General features: G+C 67.2%; 20 protein-coding genes. 16 read left to right on the top strand and 4 right to left on the bottom strand.

The window, feature by feature from the left end; genetic code table 11:
- Positions 1-59: 59 nt before the first annotated feature.
- Entirely contained in the window at positions 60-1,532 is a 1,473-nt protein-coding gene (gene pyk, locus LO787_RS14025; protein ID WP_232496319.1) for a pyruvate kinase, read from the bottom strand.
- A gap of 104 nt (positions 1,533-1,636) precedes the next feature.
- On the opposite strand from pyk, the gene LO787_RS14020 reads away from it, so the two are divergent.
- Positions 1,637-1,948: a DUF1244 domain-containing protein gene (locus tag LO787_RS14020; RefSeq protein WP_232496318.1), complete on the top strand. Its 312-nt coding sequence runs from the start codon at positions 1,637-1,639 to the stop codon at positions 1,946-1,948.
- Between the two features lie 42 nt (positions 1,949-1,990).
- Here LO787_RS14020 and sugE read toward each other — a convergent pair whose 3' ends face one another.
- Positions 1,991-2,308: a quaternary ammonium compound efflux SMR transporter SugE gene (gene sugE / locus LO787_RS14015; protein WP_232491637.1), complete on the bottom strand. Its 318-nt coding sequence runs from the start codon at positions 2,306-2,308 to the stop codon at positions 1,991-1,993.
- 264 nt (positions 2,309-2,572) lie between these two features.
- Here sugE and LO787_RS14010 point away from each other — a divergent pair, with 264 nt between their 5' ends.
- A complete protein-coding gene (locus LO787_RS14010) occupies positions 2,573-2,809 on the top strand; it encodes a DUF2312 domain-containing protein (RefSeq protein ID WP_008827998.1) in 237 nt (78 codons plus the stop codon).
- A 15-nt stretch (positions 2,810-2,824) separates the two neighbouring features.
- Here the strand turns inward: LO787_RS14010 and LO787_RS14005 are convergent, their stop codons facing one another.
- Positions 2,825-3,544, bottom strand: coding sequence for a CPBP family glutamic-type intramembrane protease (locus LO787_RS14005; protein WP_232491636.1), 720 nt, complete (start codon positions 3,542-3,544; stop codon positions 2,825-2,827).
- Between the two features lie 108 nt (positions 3,545-3,652).
- Here LO787_RS14005 and LO787_RS14000 point away from each other — a divergent pair, with 108 nt between their 5' ends.
- From LO787_RS14000 to LO787_RS13945, 12 genes are all read left to right on the top strand, one after another.
- Entirely contained in the window at positions 3,653-3,970 is a 318-nt protein-coding gene (locus LO787_RS14000; protein ID WP_232491635.1) for a heavy metal-binding domain-containing protein, read from the top strand.
- A 99-nt stretch (positions 3,971-4,069) separates the two neighbouring features.
- Positions 4,070-4,813 carry a YebC/PmpR family DNA-binding transcriptional regulator gene (locus LO787_RS13995; RefSeq protein ID WP_232491634.1) on the top strand — a complete coding sequence of 248 codons (744 nt, stop codon included), beginning with the start codon at positions 4,070-4,072 and terminating at the stop codon, positions 4,811-4,813.
- A 1-nt stretch (position 4,814) separates the two neighbouring features.
- Complete coding sequence (locus tag LO787_RS13990) at positions 4,815-5,165, top strand: DUF3147 family protein (protein WP_232491633.1); 351 nt, start codon at positions 4,815-4,817, stop codon at positions 5,163-5,165.
- A gap of 4 nt (positions 5,166-5,169) precedes the next feature.
- Complete coding sequence (gene ruvC, locus LO787_RS13985; RefSeq protein WP_232491632.1) at positions 5,170-5,646, top strand: crossover junction endodeoxyribonuclease RuvC; 477 nt, start codon at positions 5,170-5,172, stop codon at positions 5,644-5,646.
- 292 nt (positions 5,647-5,938) lie between these two features.
- Positions 5,939-7,342 carry a threonine synthase gene (gene thrC, locus LO787_RS13980; protein ID WP_232491631.1) on the top strand — a complete coding sequence of 468 codons (1,404 nt, stop codon included), beginning with the start codon at positions 5,939-5,941 and terminating at the stop codon, positions 7,340-7,342.
- Positions 7,342-8,229, top strand: a complete 888-nt coding sequence (locus LO787_RS13975) for a class I SAM-dependent methyltransferase (RefSeq protein ID WP_232491630.1) — start codon at positions 7,342-7,344, stop codon at positions 8,227-8,229. Before thrC ends, LO787_RS13975 begins: the two co-directional genes overlap by 1 nt.
- A 157-nt stretch (positions 8,230-8,386) precedes the next feature.
- Complete coding sequence (locus LO787_RS13970) at positions 8,387-8,758, top strand: dihydroneopterin aldolase (protein ID WP_232491629.1); 372 nt, start codon at positions 8,387-8,389, stop codon at positions 8,756-8,758.
- Positions 8,755-9,102 (top strand): Rossmann fold domain-containing protein, encoded by a 348-nt coding sequence (locus tag LO787_RS13965; RefSeq protein WP_232491628.1) that lies wholly within the window; start codon positions 8,755-8,757, stop codon positions 9,100-9,102. Before LO787_RS13970 ends, LO787_RS13965 begins: the two co-directional genes overlap by 4 nt.
- Positions 9,099-10,118 (top strand): GTP 3',8-cyclase MoaA, encoded by a 1,020-nt coding sequence (gene moaA / locus LO787_RS13960; protein ID WP_232491627.1) that lies wholly within the window; start codon positions 9,099-9,101, stop codon positions 10,116-10,118. Before LO787_RS13965 ends, moaA begins: the two co-directional genes overlap by 4 nt.
- A gap of 1 nt (position 10,119) precedes the next feature.
- A complete protein-coding gene (locus tag LO787_RS13955) occupies positions 10,120-10,368 on the top strand; it encodes a MoaD/ThiS family protein (protein WP_232491626.1) in 249 nt (82 codons plus the stop codon).
- A 1-nt stretch (position 10,369) separates the two neighbouring features.
- On the top strand, positions 10,370-10,813 hold the full coding sequence (locus LO787_RS13950) for a molybdenum cofactor biosynthesis protein MoaE (protein ID WP_232491625.1): 444 nt from the start codon (positions 10,370-10,372) through the stop codon (positions 10,811-10,813).
- Between the two features lie 79 nt (positions 10,814-10,892).
- Positions 10,893-11,312 (top strand): hypothetical protein, encoded by a 420-nt coding sequence (locus LO787_RS13945; RefSeq protein ID WP_232491624.1) that lies wholly within the window; start codon positions 10,893-10,895, stop codon positions 11,310-11,312.
- A gap of 94 nt (positions 11,313-11,406) precedes the next feature.
- Here the strand turns inward: LO787_RS13945 and LO787_RS13940 are convergent, their stop codons facing one another.
- Positions 11,407-11,946, bottom strand: coding sequence for a hypothetical protein (locus LO787_RS13940; protein ID WP_232491623.1), 540 nt, complete (start codon positions 11,944-11,946; stop codon positions 11,407-11,409).
- A 263-nt stretch (positions 11,947-12,209) separates the two neighbouring features.
- Between LO787_RS13940 and rplU the strand changes: the two genes are divergently transcribed.
- Complete coding sequence (gene rplU, locus LO787_RS13935) at positions 12,210-12,506, top strand: 50S ribosomal protein L21 (protein ID WP_103096044.1); 297 nt, start codon at positions 12,210-12,212, stop codon at positions 12,504-12,506.
- Positions 12,507-12,530: 24 nt separating this feature from the next.
- Positions 12,531-12,800 carry a 50S ribosomal protein L27 gene (gene rpmA, locus LO787_RS13930; RefSeq protein ID WP_232491622.1) on the top strand — a complete coding sequence of 90 codons (270 nt, stop codon included), beginning with the start codon at positions 12,531-12,533 and terminating at the stop codon, positions 12,798-12,800.
- Positions 12,801-12,889: the final 89 nt, after the last annotated feature.

Raw genomic sequence — 12,889 nt, 5'->3', positions numbered from 1 at the left:
CGCAGCGACGACAGTAACGGGGTCTGGGGCAATGGCCCCAGATTCCCCTTAGCTCCTTCTTACTTAGGCGTATCCAACTCGTTGCCGGTCAGCGTGACGATGTGCAGCAGGTTGGTCGAGCCGGGTACGCCGAACGGCACGCCCGCCAGCGCCACGAGCCGCGAGCCGGCGGCGCCGAAGCCGTGGCGCAGGGCCATGCGCTTGCCCTTGGCGATCATCTCCTCGAAGCTGCCGATGTCCTTGGTGACGACGGCATGCGCGCCCCACAGCAGCGCGATGCGGCGGGCGGTCGGCTGCGAGGGAGTGAGCACCAGCATCGGCGCGGCGGGGCGTTCGCGCGCCACGCGGCGGGCGGAGCCGCCCGAGCCAGTGAAGACCACGATGCCCTCGATCGTCAGGGTATCGGCGATCTGCGCGCAGGCTTCTGACAGGGCGTCGGCGCTGGTCGCGTCGGGCGGGGTGTGGGTGAGATGGATGCGCTCGCGATAGGTCGTATCGCTTTCCACGCGGGCGGCGATGCGGTCCATGATCGTGACCGCCTCGACCGGCCACTGGCCCGCCGCCGTCTCGGCCGAGAGCATGACCGCGTCGGCGCCGTCGTAGACCGCGTTGGCGACGTCGGACACCTCGGCGCGCGTCGGCGAGGGGCTGGTGATCATCGATTCGAGCATCTGCGTGGCGACGACCACCGGCTTGCCGAGCGCGCGGGTCTTCTCGATGATGTGCTTCTGGATCGGCGGCACTTCCTCAGGGAGAAGCTCGACGCCGAGATCGCCGCGCGCGACCATGATGCCGTCCGACAGCTCGATGATCTCGTCGAGGCTCTCGACGGCTGCGGGCTTTTCGATCTTGGCCATGATCGCGCCCTGTCCGCCCGAGAGGCGGCGCGCTTCGGCGACGTCTTCGGGGCGCTGCACGAAGGACAGGCCGATCCAGTCCGCCTTCTGCTCCACCGCGAAGGCGAGGTCGCGGCGGTCCTTGTCGGTCAGGGCCGGGATCGGGATCAGCGCATCGGGGATGTTTACGCCCTTGCGGTCCGAGATCGGCCCGCCGACTTCGGCGCTGCACAGGATCGCGTCGGTATCGGCGCGGATCACGACGAGGCGCAGTTTGCCGTCGTCGATCAGCAGGCGCTGGCCTTTCTGCAGGATGCCGAACAGCTCGGGGTGCGGCAGGCAGACGCGCTCGTCGTTGCCCGGGGTCGGGTCACGATCGAGCGTGAAGTGCGCGCCGTGGCGGATGAAGGCCTTGCCCTCGGCGAACTGGCCGACGCGCAGCTTGGGGCCTTGCAGGTCGCACAGGATGGCGACGGGGCGCTCCAGATCCTTCTCGACCGCGCGGATGTTGGCGATGGTCTCGCGATGGGTGTCGTGGTCGCCATGGCTCATGTTGACGCGGAAGGCGTCGGCGCCGGCCTTGAGAAGCTTGGCGATCGTCTCCTTGTCGCGGCTGGCGGGGCCGAGCGTCGCGAGGATCTTGACCTTGCGCTGGCGCTTGATGCCGCGATGGTGGGGCGAACGACGATAGGGCATCGAGCCCGAGGGAATGGTGCTGACCAAGTTTTTATGAGCCTCTTCCGGAAACCGGGCCCCATATGGCAAAGCATCGATTACAAACCAAGGACGATTGGCGCATTATGAACGGTCAGGATCGCATTGATATGATAGATGACGCGGTGGCAGCGGCGGCCTTCCGCCGTCTGGTGCGCCATCTGCAGCATCGCCATGACGCCGAGAACATCGAATTGATGGGCCTTGCGGGCTTCTGCCGCAACTGTCTGGCCGACTGGATTCGCGATGCAGGCTACGAAGGCGACAAGGCCGAGGCGCGCGCCATGATCCACGGCATGCCATTCGACGAATGGAAGGCGAAGTACCAGAGCGAGGCGACGCCCGAGCAGATCGCGCGCATGGAGGAGAGTTTGAAGAAGAACGGCGGTTCTCACTGAAATGGCGTCGTCCCGGGTCGAGCCCGGGACGACGTACCAACTCTAAGGCGTCGCCACCTTCATCAGAACCAGACCGCCCAGGATCAGTCCCGCCGCCAGCAAGCGCGCAAGACTGGCCGATTCGCCGAGGAACACGATCCCCACCGCGAAGGCCCCCAGTGCGCCGATGCCGGTCCACACCGCATAGGCCGTCCCCAACGGCAGCGAGCGCATGGCGGCGGCCAGCAGCCCGAAGCTAGCCAGCATGGCGACGAGGGTGACAAGGCTCGGCCACAGGCGGGTGAAGCCCTGCGACTGCTTCATGGAAAAGGCCCAGACCACTTCCAGCAGGCCGGCGAAGAACAGGAGAACCCAGGGCATTTCGGCAATCTCTTTGTAACTAAAGGCGATTGCCGGGCCGTCCCGGTCTTGAATGCTTCCCGACATGGGAAGGCGCGCGAACGTTGTCGGCGCGAGAGGCGGGATAGGCGAGGGGGGCTGCGGGGGCAAGCCTCGGGCCAGTATCGGCGGGCGGGAGGGCTTCCTCCACATGATTTCCACAGGCCCCTGCTTTGCCCGAATCCGTCGCGCTCGCTATCAGCCCCCGCCAACCGATTCACACGCATTCACCGGAGCACGTACCCCATGGCCGAAACCACCGACGATCGCCTGCGCCTGCTGATCGAGCGCGTCGAGCGCCTCGAGGAAGAGAAGAAGGGCATCTCGGACGACATCCGCGACGTCTACAACGAGGCCAAGGCGGTCGGTTACGACGTGAAGATCATGCGTGCCATCGTGCGCCTGCGCAAGATGAAGCCCGACGATCGCCGCGAAATGGACATGCTGCTCGACACCTACAAGTCGGCGCTCGGCATCGACTGATCTATCGGGTTCGGTTCACCCGCCGAGTTGCACCAGCGCCATGGCGGCCGCATTGGCGGTCGCATGCTGGAGCATCGCGGCGGGCAGGCCGATCCGCTGCCGGGTGAAGCCCAGCAGCAGCGCCGCCCACAGCTGCGGCATGACCATCGGCAGCGACAGCAGCGAGGCCGTGGGATAGTTCATCAGGTGAACGCCCGCGAAGACCAGCGCCACCGCCCAGAAGATCACGGGATAGGCGCTCAGGTAGAGCGCGGGCGGTTCCTGCCGCTTCCTCAGCCACAACCATCCGCCCAGCGCCGCGACGACGAGCGCGAACAGCGCGCCTGCCAGCATCAGCGGCTGCAGGCTCTGCGCGCCCATCGCCAGCGCCACGAAGGCGACGAAGCAGGCGAGCAGCCACAAGGCGCGCGGGCGGCCGGTCTGCCAGCCGCGGAAGATGATCTCCTCCAGGAAGGGCGCGGCGGCCAGCGTCACCGGCAGCAGCCAGGACGGCGGCATCTTGCCGAAGGCGTCGGGCAGCGGCAGCGCAAAGGTCTTCTGCCACCAGCCCAGCAGCGGCAGGATCACCAGCAGCATCCCGGCGAGGTGGAGCACCGTCATCACGCCGAGCCGCGTCCATGCCTCGCGCAGCCTGAGGCCCATCGGCGCGAGCACGCGGGGCCGGGCAAGGAACAGCGCCAGTTCGCGCAATACTGTGAGCGGGGTGGAGGACGTCGTTTCGATCTGCGTGGCCATGCCTTCTCCTAGCCGCCGTTCCCTTGCCAATTGGTTGTCTTTTTACGCCGACTTGCAAGCGCCATTCGCGGGTGCGAGGTTGCGGCGGCAGCAAGGGAGAGCGTCCGCATGATCGTCACCACCACGCCCGCCATCGAAGGCCGCCCCGTCCGCGACTACCTCGGCATCGTCACCGGCGAGGTGATCGTCGGCGCCAACCTCGTGCGTGACCTGTTCGCCGCCGTGACCGACATCGTCGGCGGCCGCTCGGGCAAGTACGAGGAAGTGCTCCAGCGCGCCCGGCGAGAGGCGCTGGACGAGATGGAGGCGGAGGCGGAGAAGCTCGGCGGCAATGCCGTGGTCGGGGTCGATATCGACTACGAAGTGCTTGGTTCGGGCAATTCGATGCTGATGGTGAGCTGCTCGGGAACCGCCGTGGTGGTCTGACTCCGGTTGCCCTCCGGCCTGCCCCTGTTGTAAGGCGCCCGCCACTTCATTCATCGCAAAGACCCGTGGACCTTCGCGGGCAGGCAAACGAGCGGACCCATGGCAGGCCATTCCAAATTCAAGAACATCATGCATCGCAAGGGTGCGCAGGACAAGAAGCGCTCGTCGCTCTTCTCCAAGCTGAGCCGCGAAATCACCGTGGCCGCCAAGATGGGCATGCCCGACCCGGACATGAACCCGCGCCTGCGCGCCGCCGTCAACGCGGCCAAGGCGCAGTCGATGCCCAAGGACAACATCCAGCGCGCCATCGACAAGGCGAGCAAGGGCGACGCCGAGAACTACGAGGAAGTGCGTTACGAGGGCTACGGCCCGGCCGGCATCGCCATCATCGTCGAGGCGCTGACCGACAACCGCAACCGCACCGCGACCAACGTGCGCACCGCCTTCGCCAAGAACGGCGGCAACCTCGGCGCGTCCGGGGCGGTCTCGCACGGGTTCGAGCGCCTCGGCCTGATCGAGTATCCCGGCTCCGTGGGTGACGAGGACAAGGTTCTCGAAGCCGCCATCGAAGCGGGCGCCGAAGACGTCGAGAGCGATGCCGACAGCCACTCGGTCTGGACTTCGGTGGAGAACCTCCACGAAGTCGCACGCGAGCTGGAGAAGGTTCTCGGCGAGGCCGAGGGCGTCAAGCTGGCATGGAAGCCGAACCTCACCGTCGACGTCGACGCCGACACCGTGAGCACGCTGATGAAGCTGGTCGATACCCTGGAAGACGACGACGACGTCCAGACCGTCTGGGGCAACTACGCGATCTCGGACGAGGTCATGGAAACGCTCGGCTAAGATGCTGGCGCTGATCGCCCGCGCGCTCCTGTCGGGCGTGCTCATCGTGGCGATCGCGGAGATCGGCAAGCGCCTGCCCGCCATGGGCGCGCTTGTCGCCTCGCTACCGCTGGTCTCGGTGCTGGGCATGATCCTGCTGTGGCAGGCACGCCCGGATGCCGAGAACATGGCGGTCCATGCGGGCGCGACGTTCTGGTACGTGCTGCCCTCGCTGCCGATGTTCCTGCTGATGCCCGTGCTGCTGCGCAGCGGCTTCGGGTTCTGGGCATCGCTGCTGGCCGGGTGCGTGCTGACGATCGTGCTCTATTCCCTGATGATGCACTTTGGCCCGCGCCTCGGCCTGAAAGTCTGACGCGATGATTATCCTCGGCATCGACCCCGGCCTCACCTGCACGGGCTGGGGCGTCGTCGCCAAGAGCGGCAGCCGCCTCAGCCATGTCGCCAACGGCCAGATCCGCACCGACGCCAAGGCCTGCATGGCCGACCGGCTCGTCGAACTCGACGCGGCGCTGACCGACGTGATCCTCCAGCACCGGCCCGATACCGGCGCGGTGGAGGAAGTCTTCGTCAACGTGAACCCGCAGTCCACGCTCAAGCTGGGGCAGGCGCGCGGCGTCGCCATGCTGTCCGTGGCGCGCGCCGGTCTGCCGGTGGCGGAATATTCGACCAAGCTCGTCAAGAAGGCCATCGTCGGCACCGGCGGCGCGGAAAAGGCGCAGGTCCAGGCGATGCTCAAGGTTCTGCTCCCCGGCGTGAAGCTGGCGGGCGAGGATGCGGCGGATGCGCTCGCGGTGGCGATCACACATGCCAACATGCTGGGAAGTCACAGGTAGAGGGATAAGCGCGCGGCTCTCGCGCTATTCCTGCACCTTTTTCCGCCATTCCCGCATTTTCATCAGTCATCCCCGCGAAGGCGGGGACCCATTTGATGCCGGTGCAACAGGCGATGTCGGGAGATGGGTTCCCGCCTTCGCGGGAATGACGAAAAAAGGCAGTAGGGTGCACCGCGCTGCCAGCTGGCATTGGCCTGGCGGAGTTTCACGGTCGCCCGCCAGATTCATTTCTTTCGTCCTCCCCCTTCCGCACAGTCTTTTCATTTCCCGCCTTCGCGGCTAACCGCGCGCCATGGACTACATCAGCACCCGCGGCAGCGCTCCTGCGCTCGACTTCGAAGGCGCGACGCTTGCCGGCCTCGCATCGGACGGTGGACTTTACGTACCGCGTGAGTGGCCGCGCTTCTCGGCCGAGGAGATCGCGAGCTGGGCGGGCCTGCCTTATGCGCAGCTGGCTGCCAAGGTCATGGCGCCGTTCGTCGCGGGCAGCCTGACCGAAGAGCGCCTGCTGGAACTGACGACGCAGGCTTATGGCCGGTTCGCGCACGATGCGGTGACGCCGCTCAAGCAGATCGATTCGCAGCAGTGGCTGCTGGAACTGTTCCACGGCCCGACGCTGGCGTTCAAGGACGTGGCGCTGCAACTGCTCGGCCTGCTCTTCGAGGAATTCCTCAGCCGTTCGGACCGCAACCTGACGATCGTCGGCGCGACTTCGGGCGACACCGGATCGGCGGCGATCGACGCGGTGGCGGGGCGCGCGAAGGTGGACATCTTCATGCTCCACCCCAAGGGCCGCGTCTCGGACGTGCAGCGTCGCCAGATGACCACCGTGCTGGCGCCCAACGTCCACAACCTCGCGCTGGAGCACGCCAACTTCGACGATGCACAGGCGATCGTGAAGCGCGTGTTCAACGACAAGGGCATGACCGACCGCTTCGCCATCGGCGCGGTGAACTCGATCAACTGGGCCCGCCTGATGGCGCAGGTGGTGTACTACTTCGCCGCCGGGCTCCAGCTGGGCGCGCCGCACCGCAAGGTCGCGTTCTCGGTGCCGACCGGCAACTTCGGCGACGTCTTCGCCGGATATGTCGCGGCGCAGATGGGCCTGCCGGTCGAGAAGCTGATCGTCGCGACCAACGTGAACGACATCCTCCACCGCGCTCTGGCCGAGGGTGACTATTCGCAAGGGACGGTCACGCCCACCGCCGCGCCGTCGATGGACATCCAGGTGTCGTCGAACTTCGAGCGCCTGCTGTTCGACCTCGGCGGTCGCGACGGCAAGGCCCTGGCCGAGCAGATGGCCGGGTTCGAGGCGACCAAGGCGATGCAACTCACCAACGCGCAGCGCGAAGGCGCATCGGCGCTGTTCACCTCGGCCCGCGCCGATGCGGACGAGATGGCATCGACGATCCGCTGGGCTTACGAGAGCACCGGCGAACTGATCGACCCGCACACCGCCTGCGGCCTCTTCGCCGCGCGTACCGCAGGGATCGACGCGGGCGTGCCCGTCGTCACGCTGGCGACCGCGCACCCGGCCAAGTTCCCCGAAGCCGTCGAGCGCGCCACCGGCCAGCGCCCGAGCCTTCCCACCCGCGTCGGCGACCTGTTCGACCGCGAGGAAAAGTACGAAACGCTGCCCGGCACGTTCGAGGCCGTGACCGAATTCGTGGCGGCCCATGCCGCGCCGAAAGTCTGATGGCTGAACTCGTAACCCAACCGCTGATCCTCGCCGGAGAGGGCTGGGCGGACTACGGCCTCGTCGATTCGGGCCATGGCCGCAAGCTGGAGCGTTACGGCGACTACCGCTTCGTGCGCCCGGAACCGCAGGCGATGTGGACCCCGCGTTCGGAGCATTGGGACGCGCACGGCGAATTCGTACCCGGCTCCGACGAGGACGGCGGCGGCAGGTGGCAGTTCGACAAGCCCGTGCCGCGCGAAGGCTGGCCGCTGGCGTGGAACGAGGTGTCGTTCACCGCGCAATGCACTCCGTTCCGCCATCTCGGCTTCTTCCCGGACATGGCGCCGGTGTGGGACTGGATGCGCGCAATGCTGGCCGGGCGCACCGATGCCAGCACCATGAACCTGTTCGGCTACACCGGCGTCGGCACGCTGGCGCTCTCCGCCCACGGTCCGGTGACGCATGTCGATGCGTCCAAGAAGTCGGTCGCCCAGGCGCGCGAGAATGCGGCGCTGGCGGGGCTCCAGGACCGCCCGGTGCGCTGGATGATCGATGACGCCGCCAAGTTCGCCGCGCGCGAAGTGCGGCGCCAGAAGCGCTACGACGGCATCATCCTCGACCCGCCCAAGTTCGGGCGCGGCCCCGACGGCGAGACCTGGCGGCTGGAGGAGAACCTTCCCGGCCTGCTGGCGGACTGCCGCAAGCTGCTCGACGCCGACAGCCGGTTCCTGTTCCTGACGGTCTATGCGGTGCGCATGTCCTCGCTGGCGCTGGCCGGGCTGATGGACGAACTGTTCGCGGGCCTGCCGGGCAAGATCGAGCACGGCGACCTTTCGGTGCGCGAGGACGGCGAGGGCCGGTTGCTGCCGACTGCGATCTTCGCGCGGTGGTCGAACCCGGCCTGAAGCCCCCTGCGGCATACACCGTCTTTCGTCATTGCGACCCCGGCGAAGGCCGGGGGAAGCAATCCAGCGTCACAGCCCGCCCCTCGATTGCTTCGCTACGCTCGCAATGACGAAATGTTTTCGTCGCGCGCGATCATCGCCTAAAGGCCCGCACATCATGGCCGATTCGCTGATCCTTGAAGTCGCCGATTTCGAGCAGGATGTCCTCACTGGCATCTACTCGGAGGAAACCGGCAAGCCGCAACCGCTGCGTTTCACCATCTCGGTGAAGCTCAAGCCCGCGGACCACTACGCCCCCGACACGCCGCTGACGGCGAGCAAGAACTACATGGACCTCAAGTTCGCGGCGTCCGAGGCGCTGCCGCAGGGTGTCCACTTCAAGCTGATCGAGGCCGTGGCCGACCACGTCTGCGAGACGCTGTTCCTGCAGGACGATCGGGTCGAGGGGGTGACGGTGAAGATCGTCAAGCTGGCGCTGACCGAGGCTAACGAGCAGATCGGTATGACCCTCACGCGGGTAAGGCGTTGAACGAACTGCTGTTCGTCGGGCCGCTGTCGGAAGATGCGCTCGAGGCGGCAGCCGATTTTCATGCGCGGTTGCTGCCGGGGATCGAGGCGACGCTCTACGGCGGCGCTGACCCGCTGACGCTGGTATTCCTGCCGGCGGACCACGAGCATCGCGGCTGGCGTCTTGCCGCCGTGCAGGGCCTCGCCCGCCGCTTCGCCCCCTCGCGCGTCAACGCGGTGGAGAGCGACGAGCGTAAGGCGATCATGGCCGCGCAACGCTGGCTCGATGGTGCATCGGGTGTGACGGGGCAGATACTTCCGCTCAATGGTAACGGCGCGGGCTCGGTGCTATATCAGTCGGAATGACCACGCCGCAGCCCCTCGTCGACCAGTTCCAGCGCCGGATCACCTACCTGCGCCTGTCGGTGACGGACCGTTGCGACTTGCGCTGCGCCTACTGCATGCCCGAACGCATGACCTTCCTGCCGAGGAAGGACGTGCTCACCCTCGACGAGATGCACGACCTTGCGCTCGGCTTCATCGCGCGGGGCATCACCAAGCTGCGGCTGACCGGCGGCGAGCCGCTGGTGCGGCGCGACATGATCGACCTCGTTCGCGCGCTCGGCCGCCGCATCGGTGCGAATGACGGGCAGGGTGGGCTTGAGGAACTGACCCTCACCACCAACGGCACCCGCCTTGCCGAGTTCGCGGACGACCTGCGCGCCTCGGGCGTGCGGCGCATCAACGTCTCGCTCGACACGCTGGACCGGGATGCCTTCGCGAAGCTGACGCGGCGCGATTCGCTGCCGCAGGTGCTCGAAGGGCTGGCGGCGGCGAAGGCGGCGGGGCTGAAGGTCAAGCTCAACACCGTGGCGCTCAAGGGCGTGAACGAGCACGAGATTGCCGACATCATCGGTTGGGCGCACGGGCAGGGCTTCGAGGCGACGCTGATCGAGGTCATGCCGCTCGGCGAGGTGGAGGAAGATCGCTTCGATCACTACCTGCCGCTCGTCTCGGTGCAGGAGGATCTGGCGAAGCGCTGGACGCTGACGCCCAGCGGCCACCGCACCGGCGGCCCGGCGCGGTACTGGGATGTGGCTGAGACCGGGGGCAGGCTCGGCCTCATCACCCCGCTCACCAACAACTTCTGCGACGGCTGCAACCGCATCCGCGTGACTGCGACGGGACAGCTCTACGCCTGCCTCGGCGGCAACGAGCGGGTGGACCTGCGCGCCGCGCTGCGGTCCGACGATCCTCAAGCCGCGCTGTCCGACGCACTCGACACGGCGATGCGGATCAAGCCTGCGCGCCATCACTTCGCCATCGACGCGCGCGGCGCCGCGCCCGCGCTGGCGCGCCACATGTCGATGACCGGGGGCTGACTTGCAGGCAAAGCTGGTGTTTCTCGGCCGTCTCGAAGAGATGGCGGGGCGGCCTGAACTCGGCATTTCGGCAGACGGCCCGCTCGGCTGGAGCGGCGTGCTGGAGCGCCTGTCGCCGCAGCTTGCCGGGGCGGTCGCCGCCGACCGGGTGCGGGTCGCGATCAACGGCGCGCTGATCGCCGACAAGGAGGGGCTGACGCTCTCCGATGGCGACGAACTCGCCTTCCTGCCGCCGGTCTCGGGTGGCTGAAATGTCAGACGTCCGCCTGATCACCGCCGCGTTCGATGCCGGGGAGGAAATGCGCGCCTTCACCGCCGCGCATCCGCAGGCGGGCGGGATCGTCAGCTTTCTCGGCCAGGTGCGGGAAGGCGGCGGGTGCGAGGCGCTGGAACTGCGGCACTACGATCCGCTTACGCTCCCCGCGATGCGCGATCTGGCGGCGCAGGTGCGCGAACGCTGGGCGCTCGACGGCCTCCTCGTCATCCACCGCAGCGGCGTGATGCTGCCGACCGAGCCCATCGTCCTCGTCGCTGCCGCCGCGCGCCACCGCCGCGACGCCTTCGCCGCCGCCGATTTCGCGATGGACCACCTCAAGAGCGAATCGTGGTTCTGGAAGCGCGAGAAGACCGGCGGCGAATGGCGCTGGATCGAACCGCGCACGCAGGATTTCGAGGACATCGCGCGCTGGGCGTAAATTCCCGCGCATTTGACCCGTATCAAGGAATCGTGGCGCAAGGGCGCGCATATGCCGATCACCCAAGGAGATCAGCATCATGTCCCAGCGTCTTACCCAGCAGCAGCTTCAGGGTCTGGCCACGGTCACCGCCGTTCCCGCCCGCACGAAGGTAGACCGCAGCTTCGGCCTGCCGACCGGGCTCTATGTGGCCACCGTCGCGCTCTACCTCGCCTTCATCGGGGTCATGGCCTCGGTGTTCATGAACCCGGAGTTGGCGATCCCGATGGTCATATTCGCCGGCTTCGTGCTCATGGCCTTCGGGCTGGCGGGGTACTGGACGAGGATGCAGCCCCACAACGATGCCGCCGCGCCCACCTGGGGCCAGTTCGCCGCGCGCGGCATCGATACTCTGAGCGGAAGGCTCTCGGCCAACGAGGCGGCCGTACAGGTTCTCACGCTACCCGTGCTGATCCTGTGCTGGGGCCTGGCGGTCGCGTTGATCGTCGCCTTTACCTGAGCGCGGAGGCCTGGGCCGGGGGGCTTTCAGGCGGACACGCTCAAACGTTCGGGGAGTCCCATCCTTCCGATGAGGAAGGATGGGACTTTTCGCGTCAGGTCTTGAGGCGCGAGGCGAGCGAGCCGATCAGCCTGTCCTGTGCGTCCACCAGCGCGGCGACCTGCGCGCGCGCCTCGCCGATGGCGCCGGAGGTCGGCGATTCCTCCACCGGCGCCTTGTCGCGCGCATCGGCGTAGAGCACGTCGAGTTCGGCCAGCGCCGTCATCGCCGAGGAGCGGCTCGATTCGAGCTTCGCCAGCGCCACGCTCGCCGTGCTCCACGAATCGCTGCCGGTCGATCCGGCGGCGGCCACCGCGCGCTCGGCGGCGGGGCGGTTGGACTGGAAACGCCCGTCGGCCTCCTGCGCCACCTTCACCAGCCCGGCGAGCCGGGTGACGAGATCGGCGCTGGCGGGCGGCAGGGCCGGAAGCGGCGCCGTCGAATCGCCCTGTGCCGGAGTGCCGGAGCCGCTGGGCCGGCCCGCCTGCCGCTCCACGTCGCGAGTCGCGAGCGAGGGATAGCCCCCGGACCCGGAGCAGGCGGCCATGCCGAGCGGAAGGAGCAGGGCGAGGAAACGGACTTTCGCGCGGGTCATGAAGGTGCCATAGCAACGGCATACGCCGAGCGGGAGGGCCTTTCGCACCTTTGGATTTACGGCTCCCGCCCGCGCGTGGGAGCCGCGATCGAGGTTGACACGAATCGGCCCATCCACTAACGGCACCCATCTTTCCGGCAGCCCGCATTACGCGGGACGGTCGGCACGTCGCCCGAAAAGCTTACGGTCCACACGGACCACAGCGGCCGGGGCAGGTTTGTTTCGGCTCGTTTCGGGCATTTTTGAGATTAGGTAAGGGCACCATGTTCGCAGTAGTGCGCACGGGCGGCAAGCAGTACCGGGTTGCCGCCGGAGACAAGATCGCGGTCGAGAAGCTGGCTGGTGAAGCCGGTGACAAGATCACCCTGGGCGACATCCTTCTCGCCGGCAAGGACGGCGAAGTGGCCGACGTCGCAAACGTGACCGTCGCTGCCGAGATCATCGCGCAGGCCAAGAGCGAGAAGGTCGTGGTGTTCAAGAAGCGCCGCCGTCACAACTACCGTCGCAAGAACGGCCACCGCCAGCAGATGACCCTGCTGCGCATCGTGTCCGTCGGCTGACCCAGATTTTCGGAGTAACCAGAAATGGCACATAAGAAAGCAGGCGGTTCGTCGCGCAACGGTCGCGACTCTGCAGGCCGCCGTCTCGGCGTGAAGAAGTTCGGCGGTCAGGAAGTGATCGGCGGCAACATCATCATCCGCCAGCGCGGCACCCGCGTGTACCCCGGCGTCAACGTCGGTCTTGGCAAGGATCACACCCTGTTCGCGCTCACGGAAGGCCGCGTGCGCTTCCATGACGGCAAGCAGGGCCGCAAGTACGTCTCGGTAGACGTCATGGCGGAAGCCGCCGAGTAATCGGATGGTCTTGCAAAGGGCCATCCTGACGGGATGGCCCCGCCGATTCTCCTAGAGGATCGGCAGAATGAGGGAGAGGGCCCCGCCCG

Source organism: Novosphingobium kaempferiae, assembly GCF_021227995.1.
Classification (GTDB): domain Bacteria; phylum Pseudomonadota; class Alphaproteobacteria; order Sphingomonadales; family Sphingomonadaceae; genus Novosphingobium; species Novosphingobium kaempferiae.
Note: the sequence above shows the minus strand (reverse complement) of the source record. Positions and strands in the feature narration are given on the sequence as shown.

What these genes read in the sequence shown, in the direction of transcription:
- pyk (WP_232496319.1), bottom strand. Translation starts at nt 1,532, where the DNA reads ATGCCCTATCGTCGTTCGCCCCACCATCGCGGCATCAAGCGCCAGCGC.
- LO787_RS14020 (WP_232496318.1), top strand. Translation starts at nt 1,637, where the DNA reads ATGAACGGTCAGGATCGCATTGATATGATAGATGACGCGGTGGCAGCG.
- sugE (WP_232491637.1), bottom strand. Translation starts at nt 2,308, where the DNA reads ATGCCCTGGGTTCTCCTGTTCTTCGCCGGCCTGCTGGAAGTGGTCTGG.
- LO787_RS14010 (WP_008827998.1), top strand. Translation starts at nt 2,573, where the DNA reads ATGGCCGAAACCACCGACGATCGCCTGCGCCTGCTGATCGAGCGCGTC.
- LO787_RS14005 (WP_232491636.1), bottom strand. Translation starts at nt 3,544, where the DNA reads ATGGCCACGCAGATCGAAACGACGTCCTCCACCCCGCTCACAGTATTG.
- LO787_RS14000 (WP_232491635.1), top strand. Translation starts at nt 3,653, where the DNA reads ATGATCGTCACCACCACGCCCGCCATCGAAGGCCGCCCCGTCCGCGAC.
- LO787_RS13995 (WP_232491634.1), top strand. Translation starts at nt 4,070, where the DNA reads ATGGCAGGCCATTCCAAATTCAAGAACATCATGCATCGCAAGGGTGCG.
- LO787_RS13990 (WP_232491633.1), top strand. Translation starts at nt 4,815, where the DNA reads ATGCTGGCGCTGATCGCCCGCGCGCTCCTGTCGGGCGTGCTCATCGTG.
- ruvC (WP_232491632.1), top strand. Translation starts at nt 5,170, where the DNA reads ATGATTATCCTCGGCATCGACCCCGGCCTCACCTGCACGGGCTGGGGC.
- thrC (WP_232491631.1), top strand. Translation starts at nt 5,939, where the DNA reads ATGGACTACATCAGCACCCGCGGCAGCGCTCCTGCGCTCGACTTCGAA.
- LO787_RS13975 (WP_232491630.1), top strand. Translation starts at nt 7,342, where the DNA reads ATGGCTGAACTCGTAACCCAACCGCTGATCCTCGCCGGAGAGGGCTGG.
- LO787_RS13970 (WP_232491629.1), top strand. Translation starts at nt 8,387, where the DNA reads ATGGCCGATTCGCTGATCCTTGAAGTCGCCGATTTCGAGCAGGATGTC.
- moaA (WP_232491627.1), top strand. Translation starts at nt 9,099, where the DNA reads ATGACCACGCCGCAGCCCCTCGTCGACCAGTTCCAGCGCCGGATCACC.
- LO787_RS13950 (WP_232491625.1), top strand. Translation starts at nt 10,370, where the DNA reads ATGTCAGACGTCCGCCTGATCACCGCCGCGTTCGATGCCGGGGAGGAA.
- LO787_RS13945 (WP_232491624.1), top strand. Translation starts at nt 10,893, where the DNA reads ATGTCCCAGCGTCTTACCCAGCAGCAGCTTCAGGGTCTGGCCACGGTC.
- LO787_RS13940 (WP_232491623.1), bottom strand. Translation starts at nt 11,946, where the DNA reads ATGACCCGCGCGAAAGTCCGTTTCCTCGCCCTGCTCCTTCCGCTCGGC.
- rplU (WP_103096044.1), top strand. Translation starts at nt 12,210, where the DNA reads ATGTTCGCAGTAGTGCGCACGGGCGGCAAGCAGTACCGGGTTGCCGCC.
- rpmA (WP_232491622.1), top strand. Translation starts at nt 12,531, where the DNA reads ATGGCACATAAGAAAGCAGGCGGTTCGTCGCGCAACGGTCGCGACTCT.